Here is a 22,472-nt window from a genome sequence, read left to right on the forward strand (position 1 = left end):
ACGAGAGAGGCCAAACCGGTGGCATCGTAATCGACATATTCACTCAATTTCATCTGGGTAATCCCTTACTCGGCGAGCTGAGTCACGTTCGTGACTCGCATCTTTTTTACCTCCGGAAAACGCGCGCGATCAGGGCTCTGGTTCGTCGCTATAAGGTCTCATTTTTCGCCTTCGGCACGGGTTCCTCATGCGCGGCGTGTATTGAGTCGAGCGCTCTTATGCAGCCTTGCGAAGCGAACGCCGCGACTGCACGACTAGTTGGATTTAGAGCATCTGCTTTGTATTTTCGCTGCAAGCGATCGAGGTCTTCCGCCCGGATATGGCAACGAATGACATGGCCGGGAGCGGCTTCGGTCAGCGAAGGTTCCGTTGTCTCGCAGATCGCACCGAGCTTGCGTGCGCATCGATTCTGGAACACGCAACCAGTAGGTTGCTTCGTTGCGGAGGGAATTTCCCCGGAAAGCCGAATGCGCGAGTGCTGAGTGCCGTCCAAATTGGGCACAGCGGAAAGGAGCGCCTCGGTATAGGGGTGATTCGGTCCTTCGAATACGCGCTCTGATGGCCCCATTTCCATGATTCGCCCGAGGTAAAGCACGGCGATCCGGTCGGAAAGATAACGCACGATGCCAAGATCGTGAGAGATCAGGACGTAGCTGACAGCCCGGGCCGTCTGAAGCTCGGCGAGAAGATTCAGGATCGCGGCCTGAACCGAAACATCGAGCGCCGAGGTAGGTTCATCGCAGACAACGACGCGAGGATCGCCGGCAAAGCTTCGCGCGATGGCTACGCGCTGCTTGAGCCCGCCAGAAAGCTCGCGCGGGCGTAGAGCTAGATGCCGGGGCGTCAGGCGGACGGCGGCCACGAGCTCGTTGAGACGGCTAGACAAGTCGGCGCCTTGAAAACCACCAAGTCTGCGCAACGCGCGGCCAATGATGCGAGCGACAGAATGAGAGCGGTTCAGTGCCGAGTCCGGGTTCTGGAAGACCATCTGCACCGCCTTCACCTCTTCATCCCGACGATGGTCGAGACGGGCCGCAAGGGGCTTACCGTCAAGCTCGATGGTCCCACCGGGATCGGGCTGCACCAGGCCCAGGAGCATCCGGGCTAGCGTGGTCTTGCCGGAGCCGGACTCGCCAACCAGACCCAGTGTTTTCCCCGGCAGCAGGCTTAGCGAGACGTCGGCGACCGCACGGATTGCATGGCTGCCCTGGCCGTAAGTCTTCGAGAGATTGCTAACCCTGAGTACCGGCCCGGCCTGGGCTGCAGCCTGCGGTACCACCACGTCGGCCGGCGTGCTGCGCGGAAGGTCAGCCGCCCGATCCGGGTAATGGCAACGCACGAGCCGACCACCCGCATCTCGCTGCCCCGGAATTTCCGTCCGGCAGCGATCGTCGGCGAGCGCACAGCGCTCCGCGAAGGAGCAACCGGAGATCAACGTGCCGGGCGTGGGCAGGAAGCCGGGAATGGTATCGAGTCGTCCATGCTCCTTGCGCCGCCCACCCCGCGGTAAGCACCGCAGGAGCGCCACAGTGTAGGGATGGCGCGGTGAACCCAAGATCTCCCGCGTCGGTCCTTCCTCCACCAACATCCCCGCATAAAGCACGCCGACCCGGTCACACATCTTCGAGACTACGGCAAGGTTGTGGCTGATGAACAGGATCGAGGTGCCAAGTTCGCGCCGGAGATCGGTCACGAGGTCGAGGACCTCGGCCTCCACGGTGGCGTCAAGGCCGGTCGTGGGCTCGTCGAGGATCAGCATCGTCGGATCGCTCGCTAGCGCCATGGCAATCACCACACGCTGTTGCATCCCGCCTGAAAGCTGATGCGGATAGCGCTGCATGACCGAGCCGGGGTCAGCGATCCGCACCTTTTTCAGCATCTCAAGCGCACGAGCTTCGCGCTCGGCTGGAGGGACGCCCACGATCTCGAACACCTCAACCAGCTGCCGCCCCACCTTCATCGAAGGGTTCAGCGCTTTGCCGGGGTCTTGATAGACCATCGAGACCTTTTTTGAGCGCAGGTCCCTAAGCGCCTCGGGCCCGAGCCGCATCACATCCGTCCCGTCGAGCATGACCGCCCCGCCGGTGATCCTGCCGTTCCGCGGCAGATAGCGCACGACTGTCAGCGCCACGGTGGACTTGCCACAGCCAGATTCGCCGACCAACCCGTAGGCCTCTCCGCGGGCGATCTCCAAGCTGACGTCCCGCAGCACGGCGCGGTTCCGCCCGCCGGCGCGGTAACCAACCGAAAGCCGGTGTAGGCGCAGAGCCGGCTCAGCCATCGACCGCCCCATGCAGCCCGTCAGCAGTCAAATTGATCCCGACCACGAGGCTAGCGATAGCCAGAGCATCGAACAGCACCGTCCACCAATAGCCACCGCCGATCATCGCGTAGTTGGTCGCGATCGACAGCCCCCAATCCGGCGAGGGTGGCTGCAGGCCGAAGCCGATGAAGCTCAGCGTGGCGACTGCGAAGATCGCGTAACCGAGGCGGACCGTGGATTCGACAAGGATGGGGGGAGAATGTTGGGCAGGATTTCGAAGAACATAATATGGGCGGCATTCTCGCGGCGGAGCTTGGCCGCGGCGACGTAGTCGAGCTCCCGCTCCGATAAAACCGCGGAGCGGACGGTGCGGGCGATGATGAAGCCGAAGGATAGACCGATGACGATGGTCACCGCCGTCTTGGAGGTGCCAAGCGCTATGATCGCGAGCAGCGCGACCATGACCGACGGTATTGCCATCTTCGCCTCGATCAGACGCGAGATGACGTCATCAACGATGCTTCGGAAATAACCGGCGAGAAGGCCGAGCACGGTGCCCACGACGGTTGCCAGGACCGTCGCGAGGGGTGCGACAGTGAGAATGTCGCGCGAGCCGACGACGACGCGGGAAAAGATGTCGCGGCCCAGCTGGTCGGTCCCGAACAAGTGTTCTGCGGAGGGCGGCTCGAGCGCGTTCAGGATCTCCTCGGCTAGCGGGTCGTAGGGCACGAAGTGGGGCCCAAACAGGGCGCAGACCACCCAGAAAAGCACGATCGTCATGCCAGTCAGGAAGGAGGCGGAGCGGAGAAGCGCCGCGAAAATCTCGTGGCGCGGGCTGCTGGCGGAAGCAATGGCAACGTCAGTCATAGGTCATCCCCGAAGCGGATGCGCGGGTTGAGGACGGAATACAGCAGATCGGCGAGTAATGTGGTGACAACATAAATGATGCCCTTAACCAGGACGCACGCCTGTAGCATTGGAAAATCCTTTGCCCCGGCCGCGTTGAAGATCAGCGACCCAATTCCTGGGTAGCGGAACATCGTTTCCACAACCACAAGCCCCCCAATGAGGTAGCCCGCTTGTGTGGCGGTGACCGTGATCGTAGGCAGCAGCGCGTTCCTGAGCACGTGCCGCCAGATAACCCCACGCCAAGGCAGACCCTTCAGGATGGCGGTGCGAGTGTAGTCCGAGTCGAGCGCTTCGATCATGCCAGCGCGCGCCATGCGGGCAATGTAGCCAAACAAGAGGAGCACGAGAGGGATCGATGGCAGGATCAGGTAGTAGAGTTGCGTCAAGGGCCCCGCGCCATCCGGCCAAGCGGCGGATATCGGCAACCAGCGCAACCAGACACCGAAGATCAATATTAGCACGATGCCGCTGACAAATTCCGGCAGCACCGTTGCCGACAAGCCGCCGAGGCTAATGAGGCGGTCAAGTGGCCGGTTCACGTTCAGTGCCGCCACGACTCCGCCAACGATGGCGAGCGGGACAACGAGCAGAAAGGCCACCGCCGCCAGCTTCAGTGAATAGCCGAGCGCCTCAGTGACAAAGGGAGCGACGGGCGCCCGATACATGTAGGACTGGCCCATGTCACCCCGAAGAAAGTGCCATATCCATGCGCCATATTGCTCGAGGAGCGGTCGATCGAGACCGAGCTGGTGGTTCAGCGCATCCACAGCCTCCTGGTCAGCCAAAGGGCCAAGGATGGTTCGGCCGACGTTGCCGGGCAGGATCTGCCCGACAAAGAACACGAGGACACTCAGTATAAAGAGCGTCAGCAAGGAAAGAGTCAGACGCCGCGCAAGAAATCGGTACATGCGGTCCTGCAGTGATTGATTGGCCGGCCCGCCTCGTTCAAGCGAGCCGCCCGACTTATAGCTTTCCCGCATCCTGCAGGAAGAGCTGCCCCATGGCCGTGCCATTGACGCCGCCAATGCCCTTTTTCGTTGCGGTCAGCTGATCCGAGAAATAGCCGTATAGCATCGGCGTTTCTTGAAGCAGTAGCCGTTGGATTTGGCCCGCAACCCCTCGTTGTGCCTCCAGATCGAGCTCGCCGATGTAGGCCTTGGCCAGGGTGTCATATTCCTTGTTCTTAAAACGCGATGCGTTCCACCCGCCGTTGCTCATCAATATCGATGTGAGATAGACGTTCGGCACTCCCCGATGGCTGAAGTCGCTGATGCACATCACAGAGTCGAGCCAGGGCGACTTGCCAGGGATCGCCTCGCCGTAGAAGGAACCTCGGTCCATGATGTTAAGTTTGAGGTCGACCCCAATCTCCTTTACCCAGCTCTGGATGAGCTGCGCATAGGCCGGAATCTCCTGATGTTGCGATGCCGTGAGCGTTAGCTGGAAGCCCTTTTCCATGCCCGCTGCCTTCATCAGCTCTTTGGCCTTGCGGATATCCTGCTTACGCTGCGGCACCGTCGGGTCGCTCGAAGGATAGACAGAGGCCAAGGGGCTGTCGTTGCCAACCACGCCGCGGCCCTTCAGTAGGCCCTTTACAAGCTTCTCGCGATCCAGACACAGTGCCACTGCCTGACGCACACGCACATCATTGAACGGCTCCATGTCGCATCGCATATGGACCGGCTTATGCACCGTGGCCTTCCAGCTGATAACGTCGACTGTCGGGTCGTTCAGCAGCGCCACACCGGCGAACGCGGGAAGACCACGGATAATGTCGATCTGGCCCGCCTGCATCGCGAGGATTTTCGGCTGGATGTCTGCGAAAAAGCTGAACTCCGTCCTCGCTGGAAGCGCTTTCGAGCCCCAGTAATCGTCATTTCGCACGAAACTTGCTCCGACTTTCCGAGCATACTTCTCAATCTTGAATGGACCGGTGCCGTCCCAATGTTTCTCGAAATCGCCCGAATAGTTCGCCGGCAGGATGATGGCGTTGTAGTTGTCGGAGGACAGCAGGTAGGGGAAACTGCCGTTCGGACTATCAAGATGGAACTCGACCGTATAATCATCCACCTTCCGGGTGCCGCCCTTCTGCAAAATTCCCTTGAACACCGAGAGCGCACTTGAGGAATTCTTCGGATCTGCGAGACGATCTATGGTGGCGACGACATCGTCGGCCTTCATCTCACCGCCAGAATGGAATTTGACGCCCTTACGCAGCGTGAAGGTCCAGACGGTACCATCCTGATTGGGCTTCCAGCTCGTCGCGAGACACGGCTTCAGCAGCAGATCCGGGCCGTCAATGCAGAGGAACTCGCCGACCTGCTGCAGCATCACGACCGCGCCGGGATTGCCCGAAGTGACAGGGTCGATCGCGTCCGTCGGAGCTTCGCACGCGACCCGAATCGTAGCACCCGGCTTAACGCTGGCTCGTACCCGCGAAAGTGCTCCGCCTTCGTCGGCCGCCAGCGCAACCTGCCCAAGAAAGGGCAGCGAGAGGCCAAGCAAACTGCCCTGCCGTAAAAAGTCGCGGCGACTCACGCGGCCGTCGACGTAACCGTCAATTAGATGATTCTCAAGGGGTGTGAGGCTGGAGCAGATCCCGTCGAGCAAGCTAGCGCTTCGTGCCATGGCGTTTCCTCTTAGCAGTAACTATTCACCCTCGCTCTTATCCGCGAGATTGTTGGTGCACAGCTTGGGAAAGTCGTGCTGCTGAGCATAATGAGCAAGTCGATGAAGGTTTTCCGGCTTAATTCAGTGTTCTAAGCCGAAAATCTGCGCTGAACGCGTCTGCATCCGCGTTCCGCGCGCTTGTGACGAACAAACTTCCTAGGGCTGTCTCGCGCCGGACGGCCAGGGTCAAGGGAGCCTCGACGTCGACAACGCGGTCTTCACAAGAAGCTCGGATGGACGCGCCTACTGACCACCGACATATGCTAAGCGATGCACGCTATTTTTCGACGAGTTCAACCGCGCTTCGGACGTTTGGCTGCCCAAACCTCACGCGCGCCAAGTCGCCGTGAACGCGCACTTGCGTGAGAAGACGCGGCGGCACATGCGCTCGCAACCGGCAACACGGAAAGCCAGAATCGATGACCATGCAATTCGACACGGTGGTGCTCGGCGGCGGCAACGCACCGTATCGGTTGCCGTGCATCTGCAACGGCGCGGCCGCGCGGGCGTGCTCGTCAACCGCAAACTTCCGGGCAGCGAGACCTCGTTTGGCAATGCCGGACTGATCTTCCCCCGAAAAAGTGGACAGCTTTAAGCGGCTTTTAGCTCCATCTCGATCGGGGCGATATATCCGATGGCGGAATAGAGCCTTGTTCGGTTGTACAACGAGGTTTGAGAACGCCCACAGGACCGTTCTTCGCGAGGTTCTTTATCGATATCATCCTTGGTTTGGTTGCCGAGTTTGCGTTCATGGGGCCGTCGACAAGGCTGGCGATGTCGCCTTCCGCTGCACGCTGGATGGATCGCAAGCAGATCGTTGGCTGGAGGTTCCAGCATGGATGTTCGACCGGACGGCATGCCCTGAGGCGGAGCTTTTGGCAGCTCGGCCATTTGTCAGCATAACCGCACTTGCAGCGCTTTCTGCGCTTCTCGATCTGGCGTTGATGGATCGAGCGCCATCAGCTGCCCTGCTTTCTAGCGCATCCAGAGCCTCTCACGACCAGAATCGGGGAGCGACTCATGTCACGCGAGACGGCAATGCCAGGGAGCGGATACCGACACAATCGACAACCGCGGTCGCAGCCGCAGATGGATCTGTTCGGGAGCGGCCTGTCGAACGGCGCCCTCGGCGCGCCAGCATGGTCGGAACTGCCGGCGGAAGCGCGGGCGGCGCTGACCAGTCTGATGACGCAGTTGATTCTCGGCCATGCTGCGACGACAGCGACGCCGCGCGCGAAGGAGGTCGGCCATGATCTCTGACAAGATCAGGCCTCATCATCTCGAGCGCAAGGCGATTCTTTACGTGCGTCAGTCCTCGGCGCATCAGGTGTTGCACAATCGCGAGAGCAGCGCGTTGCAATACGCCATGCGGGACCGGCTGACGGCGCTCGGGTGGTCAGAGATCGACGTGATTGATGATGATCTCGGTCGTTCGGCCGCCGGCGGGGTCCAACGCGCCGGCTTCGAGCGGATGGTAGCGGAGGTTTGCCTCGGTAAGGTTGGTGCGGTTTGCGCCCGCGAGGTCTCGCGCTTCGCTCGCAACAGCCGAGATTGGCAGCAACTCATCGAGATGTGCCGCGTGGTCGATACCGTTCTGGTCGATCAGGAGACCATCTATGCGCCAAGGCACGGCAACGATCGCCTGTTGCTCGGGCTCAAGGGCAGCCTCAACGAGTACGAACTGGATCTGTTGCGCCAGCGCTCGCTCTCGGCCCGCTACGAGAAGGCGCGCCGGGGCGAGTTGGTGGTGGCGGCGCCGGTCGGGTTCGTGAAGTCCGGCGACCATTATGAGAAAGATCCGGATCGGCGGGTCCAGGAAGCGATCAAGCTGGTGTTCGACAAGGTCGAGGAACTGGGCAGCGCGCGACAGGCGCTCTGCTGGCTCCACGAGTACAATCTCGATCTGCCGGTAAAGCAGACCAATGGCGACACGGCCTGGCGGCGACCAAGCTACTCCGCCATCCACCGGATCATTGAGAACCCGGTCTACGGCGGCGCCTATGCCTATGGTAAGACGGCTGTCGCGACGGGATACGGTGCCGAGGGCGTGAGCGTGAAGATCCGCCGCAAGGCGCGGAACGAATGGTTGGCGCTGAAGCCCAACACCCACGATGGGTACGTGAGCTGGGAGAGGTTCGAGGCAATCCGCACCATGGTCAGCAACAACGTTCCCACCAGTCGGTATCACGGCGCGCCCAAGCATGGTGACGCGCTGCTGGCCGGTCTGATCCGCTGCAGGCGCTGCGGTCGCAAGCTCACACTCCGGTACTCCGGCATGAAGCGCCATATTCCGCGCTACAGCTGCAGCCGCGCCTGGATGGACAATGGCGGCCCTCATTGCATCGGCTTCGGCGGACTGCGCGTTGATGATGCCATCGAGGAAGCACTGCTCGGCGTCGTCGGTCCGGGCGCTATCGCCGCGGCGACCGCTGCCGCCAAGGAAGCCAGGGAACGGCGCGATCAGGTGCGCGATGCTCTCAGTCGCGACCTCGAAGCGGCGCGCTATGCCGTCGACCGGGCCTTCCGGCAATACGATGCCGCTGATCCCGCGAACCGGCTGGTGGCGGGCGAGCTTGAAGCGCGCTGGAACAGGGCGCTCGCCCACGTGGCGGAGGTCGAGGGCAAGATCGCCATGCATGATGCGGCGATGCCCGCCCCCATTGCCGATCCAGCTTCGCTTGGCGTTCTGGCCTCGAACCTCAAAACGGTCTGGGATGCGCCGACGACGGATGCGCGCCTCAAGAAGCGGATTGCGCGCACCGTCATCCATGAGGTCGTGGCCGATATCGACGATGCGGCCTCCGAGATCGTCCTCATCGTCCACTGGGTCGGCGGCGTTCACAGCGAGATACGCCTGCCCAAGCGCCGGCGCGGGCAGCGCAACAGCACCTCCGCCAACATCGTCGAAGCTGTGCGCCAACTGGTGCTGATCGCCAGCGACGATCTGATCGCCGGCCTGCTCAACCGCAACAGCCTCAAGACCGGTAACGGCAATCGCTGGACGCGCGAGCGTGTCACCTCGATGCGCTCGAACTATCGCATCCCGGTGTTCAAGCCCGCCGAGGACGGGATCGAGCCCTGGCTAAACCTCAGCAACGCGGCAAAGCTCCTCAAGATTGCGCCCAAGACGCTCCGGCTCGCCGCCGAAGCCGGCGAAATCGCAGCCATCCATCCGCTATCGGACGGCCCGTGGATTTTTTGCTCGCGCCTTGCTGATAACAGCTGCCGCTCAATCTATCGCCGAACGAGCGCGACAGAACCCAAGATACCCCACGGGATCACATCCCAATCAGCAAAGTCTCTTCTCTTCAACAACATAGACAGATGGGTGTTCTGATGCGCGGTTGTAGAAGCCCTCGATGAAGGCGAATATATCGCGCTGGGCCTCGGCGCGATTCTTGTAGTTGCGATGCGGTTATGCCGGCGCCCGAGAGAGCGTCGCGATAAGTGCGTGAGGCATACTGGGCGGATTCAAACGGTCGCCGCAACACCAGTTGTTTCCACTCATGACAGCAACTCATCAAGCGCCTCCGCCGGCGTTTTCCAGCCCAGTGCCTTTCTCGGTCGGGCATTGAGGGCCGCTGCCACGGCGGATATCTCGTCGGCGGTGTGGATGCTCAGGTCTGTGCCGTTCGGGAAGTACTGCCGCAGCAATCCGTTGGTGTTCTCGTTAGTGCCGCGCTGCCAAGGGCTTTGCGGGTCTCAGAAGTAGACCTGGATACCCGCATCGATCTTGAGACGATCGTGCTGAGCCATTTCGGCTCCCTGATCCCAGGTCAGCGAACGACGCAGTTCTTCGGGCAAGGTGATGATGGTGCGCGTGATCGCGTCGCGCACGGCTTCGGCCCCGTGTCCCGCGAGCGCAGGCCCGTTCTTCGCGCGCGGAGCTTCGCCATGCCCCGCCAACCGGGGAAGGTGCAACAGCATTGTGAAGCGCGTTGTGCTTGATAGATGGCTTCATGGCTGATGCGCATCGTCTTGTCGTCCAGGAAGTCGATCGGCAAGCGTCGGGCAATCTGCTCAGGGCTCCAGGCCTTGGCCCATCGCCGATCCTTGCGCGGGCCATGCCGGCGGCCCTTCCACGGAACGGCGGGACCAGGAACGGGAGCGCCGCTCAGGGCCACTACGACACCGGCAAGTCGCTCTTCCACATAAGTGCGCAAGGTGACGTTGAGCACAAGCTTGGCCGGTTTGGGGCGACGGGCCGATCGTGGCCGCATTGCGCCGCAGTTCGCGGGAGATTGTCGAGGCAGCCCGCCCGAGGCGGCGCCCAATCTCCTGTATGGAATGGCCCTGCACCTTGAGAGTGCGATCTCCTCGCGCTCTACCAATGACAGGTAGCGCCCAGAGAGCGGCTTTGCCGAAAATCTGAACATCGCTGGTGGCATGCCGCCCGCCTTTCGGAACAACCTGGTTCCGACAGGTTGTGACACTCCAGCTTCGAGCGCAGCATCCTCACTGCTTAGCCCCGTGGCGATCGCTCGCCAGAATCTATTTTGTTCATCGCGCGCTGCAACAGGCGGCCGTCCTGGCAATGGCAATGGCGCTCGTCCTGACAGTGCTGATCGCCGCTTTCGAATGTTCATCGCAACCTCCAACTTCAGAGTGTTGCGACGACCGTTTGAATCCGCCCTGCACGTCGCGATCAATCCCGCTGGTGGCCCTTGCTGCCGGATAGCCATCGTCAGCGCCGCGGATGCGAGTTCGACTTGCATATGATGCCGCATGGCCCCGCCGACGATCTTTCGGCTGAAGAGATCCATGACGGCCACCAGATACAGCCAACCCTCCGCGGTCGGGATGTAGGTGATATCGGCGAGCAGACCCGGTTCGGGGCTTTAGCCGTGAAGTCGCGTGCGATCAGGTTCGGTGCGATCGGCAGGTCGTGGCGGCTGTCGGTGGTGCGCACACGGCGCGGCGGTGCCAAGATGGCGTGGATACCGTGCCGGCGCATCATCCGCTCGATCCGGCCGCGGCTGGCGCCACGGCCCTGCGTCCGCAGCACGGCATGGGCGCGGGGACTGCCGTAGCGTTCGCTGCTGTCTCGATAGGCCTGCCGGATCGCAGCCAGCAGCGTGGCATTGGATTTTGTCCGCTCGCTCGCCGGGCGCTCGCGCCAGGCATAGTAGCCGGCCGGTGAGACCTCGAGCACGGCACACATCAATCGTACCGGATAGGCGTCGCGGTGGTCCTCGATGAAGCGGAAGCTCATGTCGAAGCCTGGTCCGCCGACATCGGCGCCGCCTGCGTGGTGGGGCGCCACGCCGCCGATGCCGGCTCCTGCCGGAACTTGTCCACCCAGCGCCGCAGCACCGAGTCGTGCAGACCGAGCCCCTTGGCCACCGACGTCACCGAACGGCGGCTCGACACCACCAGCTCAACAGCCTGACGCTTGTACTCTTCGGTAAATGACCGACGTTGACGTTCCATTCGACACCTCCGGGCTCAATAAGCCTACTACAGGTGTCCACTCATTCGGAGGAGGTTCAGACTGATCCAGCGCGAAGGGATCCACCGTACGCGTTCCCGCCTCCGGGACGCGTTGCTGCCACTACGCGCGCAACCACGCGCTCGATGCGCGCCGCGCGCGATGCCGAAGCTCGCGTTCCTTCCTGAAGAGCTACTGGTAGCTTTGGCGCCCGCGCGTTAGGCGGCGATCGCGCGCGTACAGACCTGATCGACACTCGCCGAAAGCCGCGGGCGCGATGTTGCTTCGCCAAAAAGGCTGGATTAAGGTCTTTCGCACCCGCGCTAAGCAGGATCAAGGAGTGCGTACTCCCGAACAGTGGTATCGCGTTCGGCGAGATGCTGGATGCGGCTCGTCTGAGCGCGCTCGAACTCGACCTGAACCCGGCCGTGATCAGAGCAGCGATAAGCGGATTCGGTCAGCGACCCGCAGGCGCTCGAAAACGCATCGGTCTTCTTGGATTTCGCGCGCATCTTTTGCCTCAAATCTATGAACAACTGAATTTGGTCCTAATGTTTGGATAGCCCTCGCGGCTCGTTGTTGTGTCATGAACCGTACATCGGGTTTGGAAGGAGAAAATCGTCCCTCCCGGAAATAAGGTTTCGCACTCCATTCGCGCGCGCCTCTGCTTGTGTTGTCCTCGGCAGATCAAGGATGTTGCACCCAATCCGTAGAGCAAACTGATCCCGCTTATTCCAAGACGCGCGCGCCGAGCCGTCTGTGTCCCTTGACCAGCAGCCTACGGCATTGCCCTCGCTGATTAGGTGCCGCCTCCGATCCTTGTCGTTCTTATACCCATATCGCTGCGATTCATCGCGATTGCCAGTCTGCGTGTCGGCGGCGCGCCAGCCCAGGATGCAAACCCGCCTGCGATCGTCCCGCATCCCAAAGCGCATGAGCATGGGCCTCAAGTGGTATCGCCGATCGATTGAATTTCCTGAGACTCGCGAGCTCGCGAAGGTGATCAATATTTCGAGTCGATCCCGGTCCAGAATTGTTCTTTGGCCTGGAGCCGTCGGTTGTAGTCGGCGAGCACAATGAAGGGAATTTGCATCCTTTGCACGCTCATCGACTCACTTCTTGAGAACCTTCTGCTGTTTAAACACCACCTGGCAATTATCGCCAGCCTCCAGCGCGCCGGCCCGGGCATCCTGACTTCAAATGGACGGAGAGAAAGCGGAGTGGCGCACCTGGTTCCAGGTTTATGTCGATGCCATAGGAATCCGGTTGGCGTTGTCGACATCGAGTGCCGTCAAATCGGGATTGCGCGAATACCTGATCGGCTTCTTAATCACGAAGCTCACGCGCTGCTTGATGATCGTCTTGACATTGCCCCGGGTGCGATCGGCAGATCTCCGCTCTCGGGGCGACTGGCGCCTTGATGCTCCGGACAAATGCTGGAGCATACCGTATAAATACGCACCTTGAGTATTGCGTGCAACGTAGTTGTCTTGCAATGTTTCCCAGAATGGGCTGTTGCAGCTAATTTCCGAAAACGCCTTCAACGATTCAGATTTTCCGATTGCGCTCTGGCAGCTCGCTGAACAACCACTAACCGGGTAGATCATGAGGCAGATTCGGCCCCTGTGTCCGACTAGACGACCGATTCCATGAAACCTGCGCTGATGGAGCAGGCTGAATTGGTGGAACGGACGGGCTGTTGGCGGATTCCTCGTTTGCGGTCGGCGAAACGAGGAGCTGTATCATGGCAGGATGGCGGCGAGCGGTCGAATTGGCAATGAGTGATGAAGAGATAGCGACCTTGACGACGCTTTCGCGGTCGAGGATCGAACTGGCGAGCCGGGTGTCGCGGGCGCAGATGCTGCTGGCGTATCGGGAAAACCCTTCGTTCTGCGCGGTGGGCCAGAGACTTGGGGTCCATCATCAGACGGTGCAGCGCTGTGTCGAGCGGGCGCTGGCCGATGGCCCGCTGGCAGCCCTCGACGATCGCCCGCGACCGGGCAAGGAACCAACCATCACGCCTGAGGCCAAAGCCTGGTTGGTGTCGCTGGCCTGCGACAAGGCCAAGGACCACGGCTATCCACATGAGTTGTGGACGACGCGGCTCTTGGCGCGCCATGCGCGCGAACACGGGCCGGCGGCGGGGCATGCGTGCTTGGCCAATTTGGTCCAGGGAACGGTGTGCAAGATCCTCGGCCGAGAGGAAATCAAGCCGCACAAGGTGCGCTATTATCTTGAAAATCGCGACGCCGAGTTCGAACAGAAGATGGCGGAGGTGCTGTGCGTCTATCGGGAAGTCGAAGTCCTGAAGAAAGCCTCTGCCAAGGGAAAGAAGAAGCGGGGAAAGCCGGTGACGATCGTCTCCTGCGACGAGAAGCCGGGAATCCAGGCCATCGCAACGACGGCGCCGGATTTGCCGCCCAAGCCTGGCGTCCACGCCACCTTTGCGCGCGATCATGAATACAAACGCCATGGCACGCTCAGCCTGTTGGCTGGGATTGATCTGCTCACCGGCAAGGTCCACGCCCTTGTCAAAGATCGCCATCGCAGTCGAGAGTTCGTCGAACTCCTCAGGCTTATCGATGACGCCTATCCGCCGAACACTGCGATCAAGTTGATCCTCGACAATCATTCCGCGCACATCTCGCGAGAAACCAGAGCCTGGCTCGCCACTCGACCAAGCGGGCGCTTCGAGCTCACCTTCACGCCCAAGCGCGGCTCATGGCTCAATCTCATCGAGGGATTCTTCTCCAAGTTCGCCCGTTCAGTCCTCCGCCACATCCGGGTGGCCTCAAAACACGAACTCAAGGAGCGCATCATGGCCGGTATCGACGACGTCAATCGCCATCCGGTCATCCACAGGTGGTCCTACAAACTCGCCGACGCCGCCTGATATGATCTCGAACCAAGAAAACGCTAATCTAGGAGGCAATTCTCCAAACAAGTCTCGGCACTGTGGCTGCCTGCATTGGAGGCTCGATCCCCGGTGTTGCGCAATTACCTTCTGATGACGAGCGAGGTTTGTTGGGCATGAATGGGCCAACTAGTGTCGCTAGCGTATGGCGGTCTTGATTCTTTTCCAGACTCTGCAACGTTTGACGCGTCCGTCCAAATCGGCGCAGACGCCATTGCACTGATGCGCAAACTAACTGACCTTCCCCCAATATGTGGAACGGCCCGCGTGGCAAGAGCTTTTTCAGTCGATTCACACATTGGAACGGTGCGGTCATATGTCCGGCCTTTTGTACGCGGCACATGGCCGCTGGCCTCGATGAGATCCGCGGAACAAGGAGCTAAATCAAGTTTACGCGCTTGAGCGCATTGGGGCAGTAGCTTCACTCGTTCGGGATTTCGTCCCACGGTTCATTGCCTGTTGTGGCACCTTGCCCTCTGCCGGCTGCGCCGGTCAGATCGTTTGGCGGTCACTGCGTCCATCAGACGGCGACCGCGGTAATCGCGAGTGGATCTGGACGTCGATAAGTTCCGCCCCTATTCAGAAGCGCCCCGATGATCCGCGCCGTCTTATTGACTTGCGCGACCGCGACAACCTTGAAGAGCCGTCTGGCGAGAAGCGTTCAGCCACGGCCGCGCCCGAGCGTCGTTTCGGGCGACCCGCAAGACGGCTGTTGCCCCGACGACCAGGAGAGCGCGGAGTTCTGGATTTCCCATCTTCGATATTCGTCTCAGTCGCTCTTTGCCTCCGCTTGAATGAGACCGCGGCGTCAATCCCAGCCAGGTGGCAAAGTGGCGAGCCGACTTGAACCCGCCGGATCCGGCACAAGCGCCTTGATGGTCGGCGCCGTAATTGGCGCCGACGCCGGAATCGTGGTCAACCGACGCATGTCCTCGTCGTGCTTGGCCTCGACCATTGCGCGCTCGAGCCTCTCGATCTGGTCGGCTGAAGCTTCAATCTCATCGGCAATAGCCATCAGCGCGAAGCGCGCTGCTGCGGGCAAGCGAGCATCTGTCTCGTCCCGTACAATCGCGACCAGCGCCTCAACCTTGCCAGGCCCGCGGTGGCGATGATGCCTAATTCGGCCGGATGCGCGCGCAGGGCGTTGACCGCGCCTGCGTTCGCTGCCGCACCAAAAGGGCGCGGGTCTTCAGCACCATCGTCGCAGCCTGCTGCTCGGCCGTCTTGATCGGGACGAAGCGCATGGTCTTTCGGGTCACCGCTTCGCTGATCGCCTCCGCATCCGCCGCATCCGTCTTACTCGCTTCAAAGGGTTTGACATAAGCCGGCGGAATAAACCGCAGCTGATGACCGAGAGCTGCGATCTCGCGCGCCCAATAGTGGGCGCTACCGCATACTTCCATCCCACCAGGCATGGCGGCAGCTTCTCGAAGAAGCGCAGAACTTCGCTGCGCCGCAGCTTCCGGTTGAACACAGGCGAGCCCTCGTCATCCGCGCCGTGAACCTGGAAAACGTGCTTGGCCAAATCCAACCCGATGGTGCTAACCTGTTTCGCGGAACGGTCCTTCCTTTGTGGCCCTCGATCAACGACCACGTTCTAGCACTTTGATGCTGTTGGATGGGCCGTTCCACCACATCAACTTTTATCCTGTTCTGAGCTTGCCCTGGCTGTTGGCTTTGCCCGATTGGATGGTGGTGGCGACGGGAGCTGGCGCGAAGCCCTCGGCATAGCGCAGCGCCAGATCCCGGCGCGGGTGGCAGGTCAAGGCGAACTCGGAGGGTGTCTTTCATCCGAGCTGCGAGTGTGGTCGTGCATCGTTGTCATCGGCCCGCCAGCATCCGAGCGCGACGCGAGCCTGGGCCATCGAGGTGAACAACGTCTCGTTCAACAGTTCATCCCGCAGCCGACCGTTGATGGGGAAGATAGCCCCGCTCCCTCGGAGCCGGCGATATACTGGCGATGGACGGAACCGCTAACAAGAGCAGTTGACCAATGGAAGTCAGGACAATTGGGTTGGACATTTCGAAGCATGTATTTCACGTCCACTCAGTTGATAGCAAAGACCAAGTGACCAGTCGCCAACGCCTCCGGCGTGGCGAGATCATGTCGTTCTTCTCCTCGCTCGCCCCCTGCCTGGTCGGCATTAAGGCCTGCGCCACCGCTCACCACTGGGCGCGCGAGATTCGGCGGTTCGGACACGATCTGAGATTGATTCCGACAGCCTATGTAAAACCCTACATGCGGCGAGGAGCCAAGAGCGACGCCGCTGACGCGGCCGCGATCTGCGAAGCGGTCACCCGCCCCAATATGCGGTTCGTTCCAATCAAGAGCGTCGAGAACCAAGGCTTCTTGATGCTTCATCGCGCGAGAGGCTTGCTGGTCCGCCAGAGAACCATGCGCTATCCGAGCTCACTTTGCTGAGTTCGGAATCAATGTCGGACAGTGCCGGCAAAGGGTGGATGGTCTGGTGGACTTGTTGAATGACGAGGAACTGACGCTCCGCGCCCATGCCCGCATCGCACTGACTGTTCTCGTGAACCAACGGAAGGAATTGGACCGGCAGGTCGAGGCGATCGAACGGGAGCTGGCTGACATTCAGAGAGAAATCCGATGGCGAAGTTGCTTTCCTCGATTTCCGGCGTTGGTCCCATAACGGCCACGGCCTTCGCCGCGACTGTGCCGGACCCGACCATGTTCCGCTCGGGGCGAGAGCTCGCGGCCTGATACCGGACGATCGGGCCTGACGATGCCAGCCTTCGCCAGCGCATGAGAGCGATCGCCCAGGAACGCCGCGCTTCGGTTATCGGCGCCTGCATGTTCTGCTCAAGCGGGAGGCATCCGCGTGGCGCGGGAACTGGACCGGCTGATGATAGAGCGCGGCAAGCCGAAGATGGTGGTCAGCGACAACGGCGCCGAGCTGACCAGCAACGCCATCCTGATATGGGCCGATCAGAGCCGTATCGCATGGCACTACATCGCGCCAGGCAAGCCTATGCAGAATGCCTGTTAGTGCGACCGAAGCCATGGCCGCTGGCCCTGATGGAGATCGCGCATCGCGGCCTCATCAACGGGTCGCGCTTGTAGCTCAACGCGTCCGTCAGATGGTAGCGCGGTCGATGCCATACGAATGCGCGGCGAATCCAGCGGCATTATCGCGGCAACATTGCGCCCCATTCCGACCGCCGGGAAGGCAGTTGATTCAGCTGGCGATCCTGCCAGAAATTTTTGCGTCCGGGGCGACGAAGCGCGCCTGCCAGGCTCAGAATCCGAAAAGGCGAGGTATGTTCGGCAGCGGGTTAGGTGTGGGAACGGGAACTTTCAGACTCAGTTCATCCGAAGGACCGATCGCGTTCGTGCCCTCACCGCCCGTACCTTTCTTGAGCCGATGCCACTGCATGGTTAACGCCGGCGGCCTTCCGCAGGTCGCTGCAATATCCTTCAGTTTCCGACGGCGTACAAATTGAAAAGCGATCAGGCGTGCTGAAGGCGAAAGCGTTCTGCCTGTGGCCCGCAAGCTTGGGATATCGCGGAAGCTTCTGCATGACTGGGTCAAGGCATGGAAGGCCCATGGACCTGAGAGGCTGAACCGCAAGCGCGGGCTCAAGCCCGATCCACGCAGGCTCAAGCCGCTACCGGCGAACGACAAGAAGCACTCTGCACTCGCTCAGGCGAACGCGCGCATCGCCGAACTCCAACGGCTGGTGGGCCGCAGCAACTGGACCTCGATTTTTTCCAAAGCCTTGCGCGCGTTGGAGCGGCCGGCAGCGCAAGGCAAAACCGCACGCACATTATCGAAGTTATTGAAGCGATGACGCTGAGGACAGCCGGTTCCCACGCCGATGTGCATCGCCTATGCAGGCCCGCAGGCCTACCGCGCGCAACGTTTTACCGGCACCTTGCCGGTCGTGGCAGTGACGCGAGGCAGTGCGAGTTGCGCGACCTCATCCAACGCATTTGCCTCAAGCACCGCTTCTATGGGTATCTGCGGGTGACAACGGCCCTCAGGCGGCAGGGCATGGTGGTGAATGCCAAGAAAGTTCAGCGGCTTATGCGCGAAGACAATCGCCTGGCCCAGCGCAAGGTGCCGTTCCTAAAGCCGCCTGCGGATCGGCCCTCGGCCTTTCTCATCGTCCCCAATCTGGTGCGCGGCCTGGTCCGGTCGGCACCCGATCAAATCTGGGCCGCCGACATCACCTATGTGCATTTTGCCAGAACTTTCGCCTATCTCGACGCCTTTTCGCGCAAGGCCGTCGGCTGGGCTTTTGAGGCACTTGATGGCTCGCTCGCCATTGCCGCACTGGAGACGGCCCTTGGCGCCCGGAAGCCGTAACCCGGTAGCCTGATCCACCACTCCGATCGCGGCGTGCAAGGCGGCGGGAAGTACTGACGTAGCAGCCCATTGGTGTTCTCGTTGGTGCCACGCTGGCGATTTCGTCAGCGCTGTGGATGCTCAGGTCTGTGCCAAGCGGCCCTCAATGCTCGACCGAGAAAGACTCTGGGCTGGAAAACGCTGCCATGGGCTTTGCGGGTCGCAGAAGTAGATTTGGACACCCGCATCGATCTTGAGACGATCATGCTGGGCCATTTCGGCTCCCTGCTCCCAAGTCAGCGAACGACGTAGTTCTTGGGGCAAGGTGATGATGGCGCGCGTAACCGCTTCGCGCACGGCTTCGGCCCCGTGTCCCGCGAGCGCAGGGCCGTTCTTCGTGGGGGAGGTTCGCCATGACCTGCGAGCCGGAGAAGATGCAATAGCATCATGAAACGCGTCGTGTTCGACCAGTGTGCCAATCGCCGCGCTCCCAAGACCGAGGATAGGATCTCCCTCCCAATGGCCCGGCACCGCTCGATCGGTTGCTTCGGCGAGGCGTTGGCTGATCTCCGGAGACAAAGCCTTTCCCTTGCCCGCGCACGCGCGCCCTGGGCACCCGTAACACGCGTCCTGTTCGCAAGCAGGCCGTCGGTTCGCGGCGCAGCGCTCTCCGGCCTTGAAAAGAGGGACTTATAGATGGCTTCGTTGTCGTCCGGGAGGTCGAGCGGCAAGCGTCGGGCAAGCTTGTGTTGAGCGCAAGCTTGTCGGTTTAGGCCGACGGGCCGGCGATCCGCATGCCAGTGGGCAGTCGTCGCCCGATACTCCAACCCGCCGCTGCGGGTGGCTGCATTTGCCGCAGTTCTCGCGAGATTAGGTCGCCCCTCCAGGCGCCGCGGTTCCCACGCCAGGTGCAATGGAAGGATCGAGGAAATCGAGATCAAGGCTGACATGCAGCACACCATCAGCGGCGCACACTTTGTCGATGATCCGGCGAATCGTGATGCCCTCCATTCATTCATCTGGTGCATGTGGGTGATCGGGATGCTGAGGTCGCGCAGCAACTGTTTTTCCAGCTTGTCGAGCGAACGCGTGCCGAACAGTTCCAGGTGATCCGGGCGGACCGAGACGCGCACCTCGTCACCGAGCAGCTCATCGAGGCCGCCCTCGCCGCACAGGAATGCCGCTGCCATACCATGCATGTTGGCCGTGATCGTCGTGGCTGGCGTATTGAAATCGGCATGCGCGTCAGCCAAAGCACGAACATCTATCGCCCGCGCTCCTGCCAGTTACGTGACATGGCGTTGATGGAGCCCATTGAGAGCGAATGGTCGCTGCCGAGAAAAATCGGGAGCGCACCAGTTATCCGCGCCTGCTGAGCAGGCCGCGTCCAGCGCTGATTCCTATAGTGCCTTGCATTCTCCGGCGGTAGATCCTTGAGACCGATGATGCCCGATACGCTCAAATCGCCGTGATCCATTACATCAAACTCCTGCGTTTCCAGTAGGTTCAGGATCCCGGCGTTGCGGAGCGCAGCCGAGCCATCAATGTGCCGCACTCCGACGCACCCACGTCGTTGGGCGCTCCGAGGAGCGCGATGCGCCGCGGCATCGGTTCGGATTCTGTCGAATGTGTCACGGCTTGTCCTTTGAAGTCAGGAGCACGCGTAGCGGTAATCGGGACAGAGAGCCGCCTCGGTCTGTTCAGTTTTGATGCATCAGTGCAGGAAAGCGGTCACCGAGAGTTCGCAACCCGCGGTTCGCTACGTTCTGCCCCGCACGCGCGGTAATTCCTCGACGAGACCATCTTATGCTGTGAAGTTGCTCCGCCTGACCCTGCAGGATCAGAAGGATCGAGTGTCCACACAGCCAGCGATGAAGTTCTTTTTTGGTCTGCGAGGTGGTCGACTTGCTGAGGTCACCGTGAAATGCCATCAGTGGAAGACATGTTGCTCTCAAGCGATGCCAGATTGCGCCTTCCGCGGAGGTTATTTCTCCTCAAAACGGACCACTCCGGTTCGAGTGAAGGAGAACACCGCTCCTACTGCGAGTCTGCGCAGCCCACACTCAGTGTTGTTGTATCCAATCAGCAACAACCTGCGAGGACCATGCTCGTGCTTTAACCATTGATCACGCGCATCCTTTCAGGTCGCCAGCTAACGAAGGACCGTTGGCTGTCTTGAACCCAACAGGAGCCGTGTCGCTGTCAGAGACAGGACAAGCCAGGTTCGGCCCGGACATTCCGGGCTTTCACTCATCTCGGCGGCGGTGCCGGAATTTAGTACCTTGCTCGTGCAGCGTACCCATCGGGCACGGTTTTCAGAGAGCACAAGTTCGCTGCGACCATCGAAAGTTCTCGGCGTCCGCTTATTGCTTTTGAAGCCGGGGGCATGGCATTTGCTTGAGAAGGCGGAACGAGTGAGCGCTGGTGAGCCATGGAAGACGAGCGACCGCTCCTTGCCAAAGCCCGTTCCGAAAGTATCAAAGGCGCGGGAACACTGCGTCTTCAAATCCATGACGGAGAGCAACATGCCTTTAAGAGAGCTGGTGGCGATGAGCCATATCATCATGGTCGTTCACAGCCACCAGAGGCGAGTTCCACCAGTTTGTCTCATGTCGGAGGACCCAAAACTCGATCCTGAGCGGGCTCTGAGGATCTGAGGATCTCGAAAGAAAGAGGCGATGCAAAATCGCCCAAAATATCCGTGCTTGGAATCAGGCGCTCGCCAACCGATCAAAGCATCTTACCCGACTCGCCAATTAAGAAGCAGGAGAATGAGTATGCGCGACCCCGTCCAATTCTGGAATTGTGCTGGCGAACAGTTTGCTAGGTGCGCAGACGATCCGAACTCCTTTTTCGCTCGACGAACTGCTCTTGTCGCGGAGCTCGTATCTCATCACGTTTTGCCGGGCCGAATGCTAGACATAGGGTGCGGAGCAGGCCAACTCTGTTTTGAGCTTGCGAGGCGAGGATTTGACGTACACGGAGCTGATCTGTCATCAGTGCAGATCGAAATGGCCATCCAAAGCGCTCGCGGGCTTCTCGACATTCCGGAGAAGCGGTTCCAGGTGTGTGCACCTCACTATTTGCCTTTCGATGGACACTTCGACCTGATTACAGTAATCGGTGTCTTGTCCTATGTCGAGGATCACTCTGCGTTTATGCACCGCACGCTATCCCTACTGAAGCCGACTGGCATGTTGGTTGTTTCGTGCACGAACTCGCTAAGTCTCTTTACTTTTGCGGAAGTGATTCGCCACATGCTGTCGTTTCGGCCTCAGCGAGCCTGGTTTTCAGTGCTTGCAAATCTGGTACGAACAGGCCTGTGCTCCGGCGGTTGCGTCGATTTTCGAACGGCACGTCAGTGCCGAAGCGCGGCTACCCTGGACCGGCTATGTCGTCAGTCGGGACTAAAAATCGAGGAAACATTAGATTTATACAACATCGACTGGGATCTGCTCGATCGAATGCCTTTTGAAAGGGGACGTCTTAGCCGGATACTGTCCCGACATCTCGGGTGGACCCACATTGGAGCCTATCGCTTGGATAAGCGCTAGGCTCCACTCATTAATCTAGCGCAATTCAGAAGAGCATTTCGCGTCCAAACTCTCATTTACAGCACTCCCGGTTCTTCGGACGCTTGGCAGGCTCTCTGCCCCACGCGCAGAGCCTACTCCAATGGAGGCAATCCTGCCAACGCCACAGCGGAATCAATCGATTTTGGACTGCCAAATTAGCGTATTTCTGATTCACTATGCTGGCTGGGCAGGACACCAGCATGGATGGGCAGGTCTTACTCGTCTTCGCAAGCGTGTTGTGGCAGTGATAAGGCAGCATGGCATCAGGCCGCCAAGCGGTTGAGGGCGCGATCAGCACCGCAATTCGCTCGATTAAGCAGGTCGATGAACCGGCGCGTCGCTACTGGCCAGATACGCGGCCACACAAGGCGCCGGGGCAGTACGCGGCTTGGCTGTCGCGCAC

The 22,472-nt window shown here is 60.5% G+C and carries 16 protein-coding genes and 8 pseudogenes; 8 read left to right on the forward strand and 16 right to left on the reverse strand.

Features of this window, described 5'->3' with window-relative positions; genetic code table 11:
* Nucleotides 1-148: 148 nt before the first annotated feature.
* The 4 genes and pseudogenes from ACFXS9_RS21650 to ACFXS9_RS21665 all read right to left on the reverse strand — a co-directional run bounded on the left by ACFXS9_RS21650 (nucleotide 149) and on the right by ACFXS9_RS21665 (nucleotide 5,800).
* A complete protein-coding gene (locus tag ACFXS9_RS21650; RefSeq protein WP_392691884.1) occupies nucleotides 149-2,281 on the reverse strand; it encodes an ABC transporter ATP-binding protein in 2,133 nt (710 codons plus the stop codon).
* Nucleotides 2,274-3,130: pseudogene (locus ACFXS9_RS21655) on the reverse strand (ABC transporter permease). Before ACFXS9_RS21655 ends, ACFXS9_RS21650 begins: the two are co-directional and overlap by 8 nt.
* Nucleotides 3,127-4,080, reverse strand: a complete 954-nt coding sequence (locus ACFXS9_RS21660) for an ABC transporter permease (protein ID WP_392699933.1) — start codon at nucleotides 4,078-4,080, stop codon at nucleotides 3,127-3,129. Before ACFXS9_RS21660 ends, ACFXS9_RS21655 begins: the two are co-directional and overlap by 4 nt.
* A gap of 55 nt (nucleotides 4,081-4,135) precedes the next feature.
* Nucleotides 4,136-5,800 carry an ABC transporter substrate-binding protein gene (locus tag ACFXS9_RS21665; RefSeq protein WP_392691887.1) on the reverse strand — a complete coding sequence of 555 codons (1,665 nt, stop codon included), beginning with the start codon at nucleotides 5,798-5,800 and terminating at the stop codon, nucleotides 4,136-4,138.
* Nucleotides 5,801-6,931: 1,131 nt separating this feature from the next.
* Here ACFXS9_RS21665 and ACFXS9_RS21670 point away from each other — a divergent pair.
* Together ACFXS9_RS21670 and ACFXS9_RS21675 are read left to right on the forward strand one after the other, a co-directional pair.
* Complete coding sequence (locus tag ACFXS9_RS21670; RefSeq protein WP_392689527.1) at nucleotides 6,932-7,102, forward strand: hypothetical protein; 171 nt, start codon at nucleotides 6,932-6,934, stop codon at nucleotides 7,100-7,102.
* Nucleotides 7,092-9,179, forward strand: a complete 2,088-nt coding sequence (locus tag ACFXS9_RS21675) for a recombinase family protein (protein WP_392691890.1) — start codon at nucleotides 7,092-7,094, stop codon at nucleotides 9,177-9,179. The genes ACFXS9_RS21670 and ACFXS9_RS21675 overlap by 11 nt, the downstream gene beginning before the upstream one ends.
* Nucleotides 9,180-9,346: 167 nt before the next feature.
* Here ACFXS9_RS21675 and ACFXS9_RS21680 read toward each other — a convergent pair.
* The 6 genes and pseudogenes from ACFXS9_RS21680 to ACFXS9_RS21705 form a co-directional block, all read right to left on the reverse strand.
* Nucleotides 9,347-10,428: pseudogene (locus ACFXS9_RS21680) on the reverse strand (IS30 family transposase).
* A gap of 126 nt (nucleotides 10,429-10,554) precedes the next feature.
* Nucleotides 10,555-10,605 (reverse strand): annotated as a pseudogene (locus ACFXS9_RS21685) (hypothetical protein); the annotation flags it as partial.
* 176 nt (nucleotides 10,606-10,781) lie between these two features.
* Nucleotides 10,782-11,054: pseudogene (locus tag ACFXS9_RS21690) on the reverse strand (IS3 family transposase); the annotation flags it as partial.
* Nucleotides 11,051-11,272, reverse strand: coding sequence for a transposase (locus tag ACFXS9_RS21695; RefSeq protein WP_392691893.1), 222 nt, complete (start codon nucleotides 11,270-11,272; stop codon nucleotides 11,051-11,053). The pseudogene ACFXS9_RS21690 and the gene ACFXS9_RS21695, both read right to left, overlap by 4 nt.
* Before the next feature lie 321 nt (nucleotides 11,273-11,593).
* Nucleotides 11,594-11,782 carry a hypothetical protein gene (locus ACFXS9_RS21700; RefSeq protein ID WP_392691895.1) on the reverse strand — a complete coding sequence of 63 codons (189 nt, stop codon included), beginning with the start codon at nucleotides 11,780-11,782 and terminating at the stop codon, nucleotides 11,594-11,596.
* Nucleotides 11,783-12,511: 729 nt separating this feature from the next.
* Nucleotides 12,512-12,877 carry a hypothetical protein gene (locus ACFXS9_RS21705; RefSeq protein ID WP_392691898.1) on the reverse strand — a complete coding sequence of 122 codons (366 nt, stop codon included), beginning with the start codon at nucleotides 12,875-12,877 and terminating at the stop codon, nucleotides 12,512-12,514.
* Between the two features lie 137 nt (nucleotides 12,878-13,014).
* Here ACFXS9_RS21705 and ACFXS9_RS21710 point away from each other — a divergent pair, with 137 nt between their 5' ends.
* Nucleotides 13,015-14,163: an IS630 family transposase gene (locus ACFXS9_RS21710; protein WP_392691901.1), complete on the forward strand. Its 1,149-nt coding sequence runs from the start codon at nucleotides 13,015-13,017 to the stop codon at nucleotides 14,161-14,163.
* Nucleotides 14,164-14,704: 541 nt separating this feature from the next.
* Here ACFXS9_RS21710 and ACFXS9_RS21715 read toward each other — a convergent pair.
* Nucleotides 14,705-15,721, reverse strand: a pseudogene (locus ACFXS9_RS21715) (IS110 family transposase).
* A gap of 106 nt (nucleotides 15,722-15,827) precedes the next feature.
* Nucleotides 15,828-16,097 (reverse strand): annotated as a pseudogene (locus ACFXS9_RS21720) (transposase); the annotation flags it as partial.
* A 101-nt stretch (nucleotides 16,098-16,198) separates the two neighbouring features.
* On the opposite strand from ACFXS9_RS21720, the gene ACFXS9_RS21725 reads away from it, so the two are divergent.
* The 3 genes and pseudogenes from ACFXS9_RS21725 to ACFXS9_RS21735 form a co-directional block, all read left to right on the forward strand.
* Nucleotides 16,199-16,606 carry a transposase gene (locus tag ACFXS9_RS21725; protein WP_392691904.1) on the forward strand — a complete coding sequence of 136 codons (408 nt, stop codon included), beginning with the start codon at nucleotides 16,199-16,201 and terminating at the stop codon, nucleotides 16,604-16,606.
* A 189-nt stretch (nucleotides 16,607-16,795) separates the two neighbouring features.
* Nucleotides 16,796-16,909: a transposase gene (locus tag ACFXS9_RS21730; protein ID WP_392691907.1), complete on the forward strand. Its 114-nt coding sequence runs from the start codon at nucleotides 16,796-16,798 to the stop codon at nucleotides 16,907-16,909.
* Nucleotides 16,910-17,018: 109 nt separating this feature from the next.
* Nucleotides 17,019-17,186, forward strand: a pseudogene (locus ACFXS9_RS21735) (IS3 family transposase); the annotation flags it as partial.
* Between the two features lie 663 nt (nucleotides 17,187-17,849).
* On the opposite strand, the gene ACFXS9_RS21740 reads toward ACFXS9_RS21735, so the two are convergent.
* Nucleotides 17,850-18,032 carry a hypothetical protein gene (locus ACFXS9_RS21740; RefSeq protein ID WP_392700345.1) on the reverse strand — a complete coding sequence of 61 codons (183 nt, stop codon included), beginning with the start codon at nucleotides 18,030-18,032 and terminating at the stop codon, nucleotides 17,850-17,852.
* Between the two features lie 84 nt (nucleotides 18,033-18,116).
* On the opposite strand from ACFXS9_RS21740, the gene ACFXS9_RS21745 reads away from it, so the two are divergent.
* Nucleotides 18,117-18,515 carry a transposase gene (locus ACFXS9_RS21745; protein ID WP_392691910.1) on the forward strand — a complete coding sequence of 133 codons (399 nt, stop codon included), beginning with the start codon at nucleotides 18,117-18,119 and terminating at the stop codon, nucleotides 18,513-18,515.
* Nucleotides 18,516-18,635: 120 nt separating this feature from the next.
* On the opposite strand, the gene ACFXS9_RS21750 is transcribed toward ACFXS9_RS21745, so the two are convergent.
* The 3 genes and pseudogenes from ACFXS9_RS21750 to ACFXS9_RS21760 all read right to left on the reverse strand — a co-directional run bounded on the left by ACFXS9_RS21750 (nucleotide 18,636) and on the right by ACFXS9_RS21760 (nucleotide 20,049).
* The gene (locus ACFXS9_RS21750; RefSeq protein ID WP_392691912.1) at nucleotides 18,636-19,073 is read right to left on the reverse strand and encodes an IS30 family transposase; all 438 of its coding nucleotides are present in this window, start codon (nucleotides 19,071-19,073) and stop codon (nucleotides 18,636-18,638) included.
* Nucleotides 19,074-19,364: 291 nt separating this feature from the next.
* Nucleotides 19,365-19,693: pseudogene (locus ACFXS9_RS21755) on the reverse strand (arginase family protein).
* 65 nt (nucleotides 19,694-19,758) lie between these two features.
* A complete protein-coding gene (locus ACFXS9_RS21760; RefSeq protein WP_392691915.1) occupies nucleotides 19,759-20,049 on the reverse strand; it encodes an arginase family protein in 291 nt (96 codons plus the stop codon).
* A 1,222-nt stretch (nucleotides 20,050-21,271) separates the two neighbouring features.
* Between ACFXS9_RS21760 and ACFXS9_RS21765 the strand changes: the two genes are divergently transcribed.
* The gene (locus ACFXS9_RS21765; protein WP_392691918.1) at nucleotides 21,272-22,048 is read left to right on the forward strand and encodes a class I SAM-dependent methyltransferase; all 777 of its coding nucleotides are present in this window, start codon (nucleotides 21,272-21,274) and stop codon (nucleotides 22,046-22,048) included.
* Nucleotides 22,049-22,472: the final 424 nt, after the last annotated feature.

Origin of the sequence: Bradyrhizobium sp. RDI18 (assembly GCF_043203335.1) — a bacterium.
Taxonomy (GTDB): Bacteria; Pseudomonadota; Alphaproteobacteria; order Rhizobiales; family Xanthobacteraceae; genus Bradyrhizobium; species Bradyrhizobium retamae.

Bases quoted from the DNA above. Each gene is read 5' to 3' on its own strand.
- ACFXS9_RS21650 (WP_392691884.1), bottom strand. From the start codon at position 2,281: ATGGCTGAGCCGGCTCTGCGCCTACACCGGCTTTCGGTTGGTTACCGC.
- ACFXS9_RS21660 (WP_392699933.1), bottom strand. From the start codon at position 4,080: ATGTACCGATTTCTTGCGCGGCGTCTGACTCTTTCCTTGCTGACGCTC.
- ACFXS9_RS21665 (WP_392691887.1), bottom strand. From the start codon at position 5,800: ATGGCACGAAGCGCTAGCTTGCTCGACGGGATCTGCTCCAGCCTCACA.
- ACFXS9_RS21670 (WP_392689527.1), top strand. From the start codon at position 6,932: ATGGATCTGTTCGGGAGCGGCCTGTCGAACGGCGCCCTCGGCGCGCCA.
- ACFXS9_RS21675 (WP_392691890.1), top strand. From the start codon at position 7,092: ATGATCTCTGACAAGATCAGGCCTCATCATCTCGAGCGCAAGGCGATT.
- ACFXS9_RS21695 (WP_392691893.1), bottom strand. From the start codon at position 11,272: ATGGAACGTCAACGTCGGTCATTTACCGAAGAGTACAAGCGTCAGGCT.
- ACFXS9_RS21700 (WP_392691895.1), bottom strand. From the start codon at position 11,782: ATGCGCGCGAAATCCAAGAAGACCGATGCGTTTTCGAGCGCCTGCGGG.
- ACFXS9_RS21705 (WP_392691898.1), bottom strand. From the start codon at position 12,877: ATGATCTACCCGGTTAGTGGTTGTTCAGCGAGCTGCCAGAGCGCAATC.
- ACFXS9_RS21710 (WP_392691901.1), top strand. From the start codon at position 13,015: ATGGCAGGATGGCGGCGAGCGGTCGAATTGGCAATGAGTGATGAAGAG.
- ACFXS9_RS21730 (WP_392691907.1), top strand. From the start codon at position 16,796: ATGGCGAAGTTGCTTTCCTCGATTTCCGGCGTTGGTCCCATAACGGCC.
- ACFXS9_RS21740 (WP_392700345.1), bottom strand. From the start codon at position 18,032: ATGCACATCGGCGTGGGAACCGGCTGTCCTCAGCGTCATCGCTTCAAT.
- ACFXS9_RS21765 (WP_392691918.1), top strand. From the start codon at position 21,272: ATGCGCGACCCCGTCCAATTCTGGAATTGTGCTGGCGAACAGTTTGCT.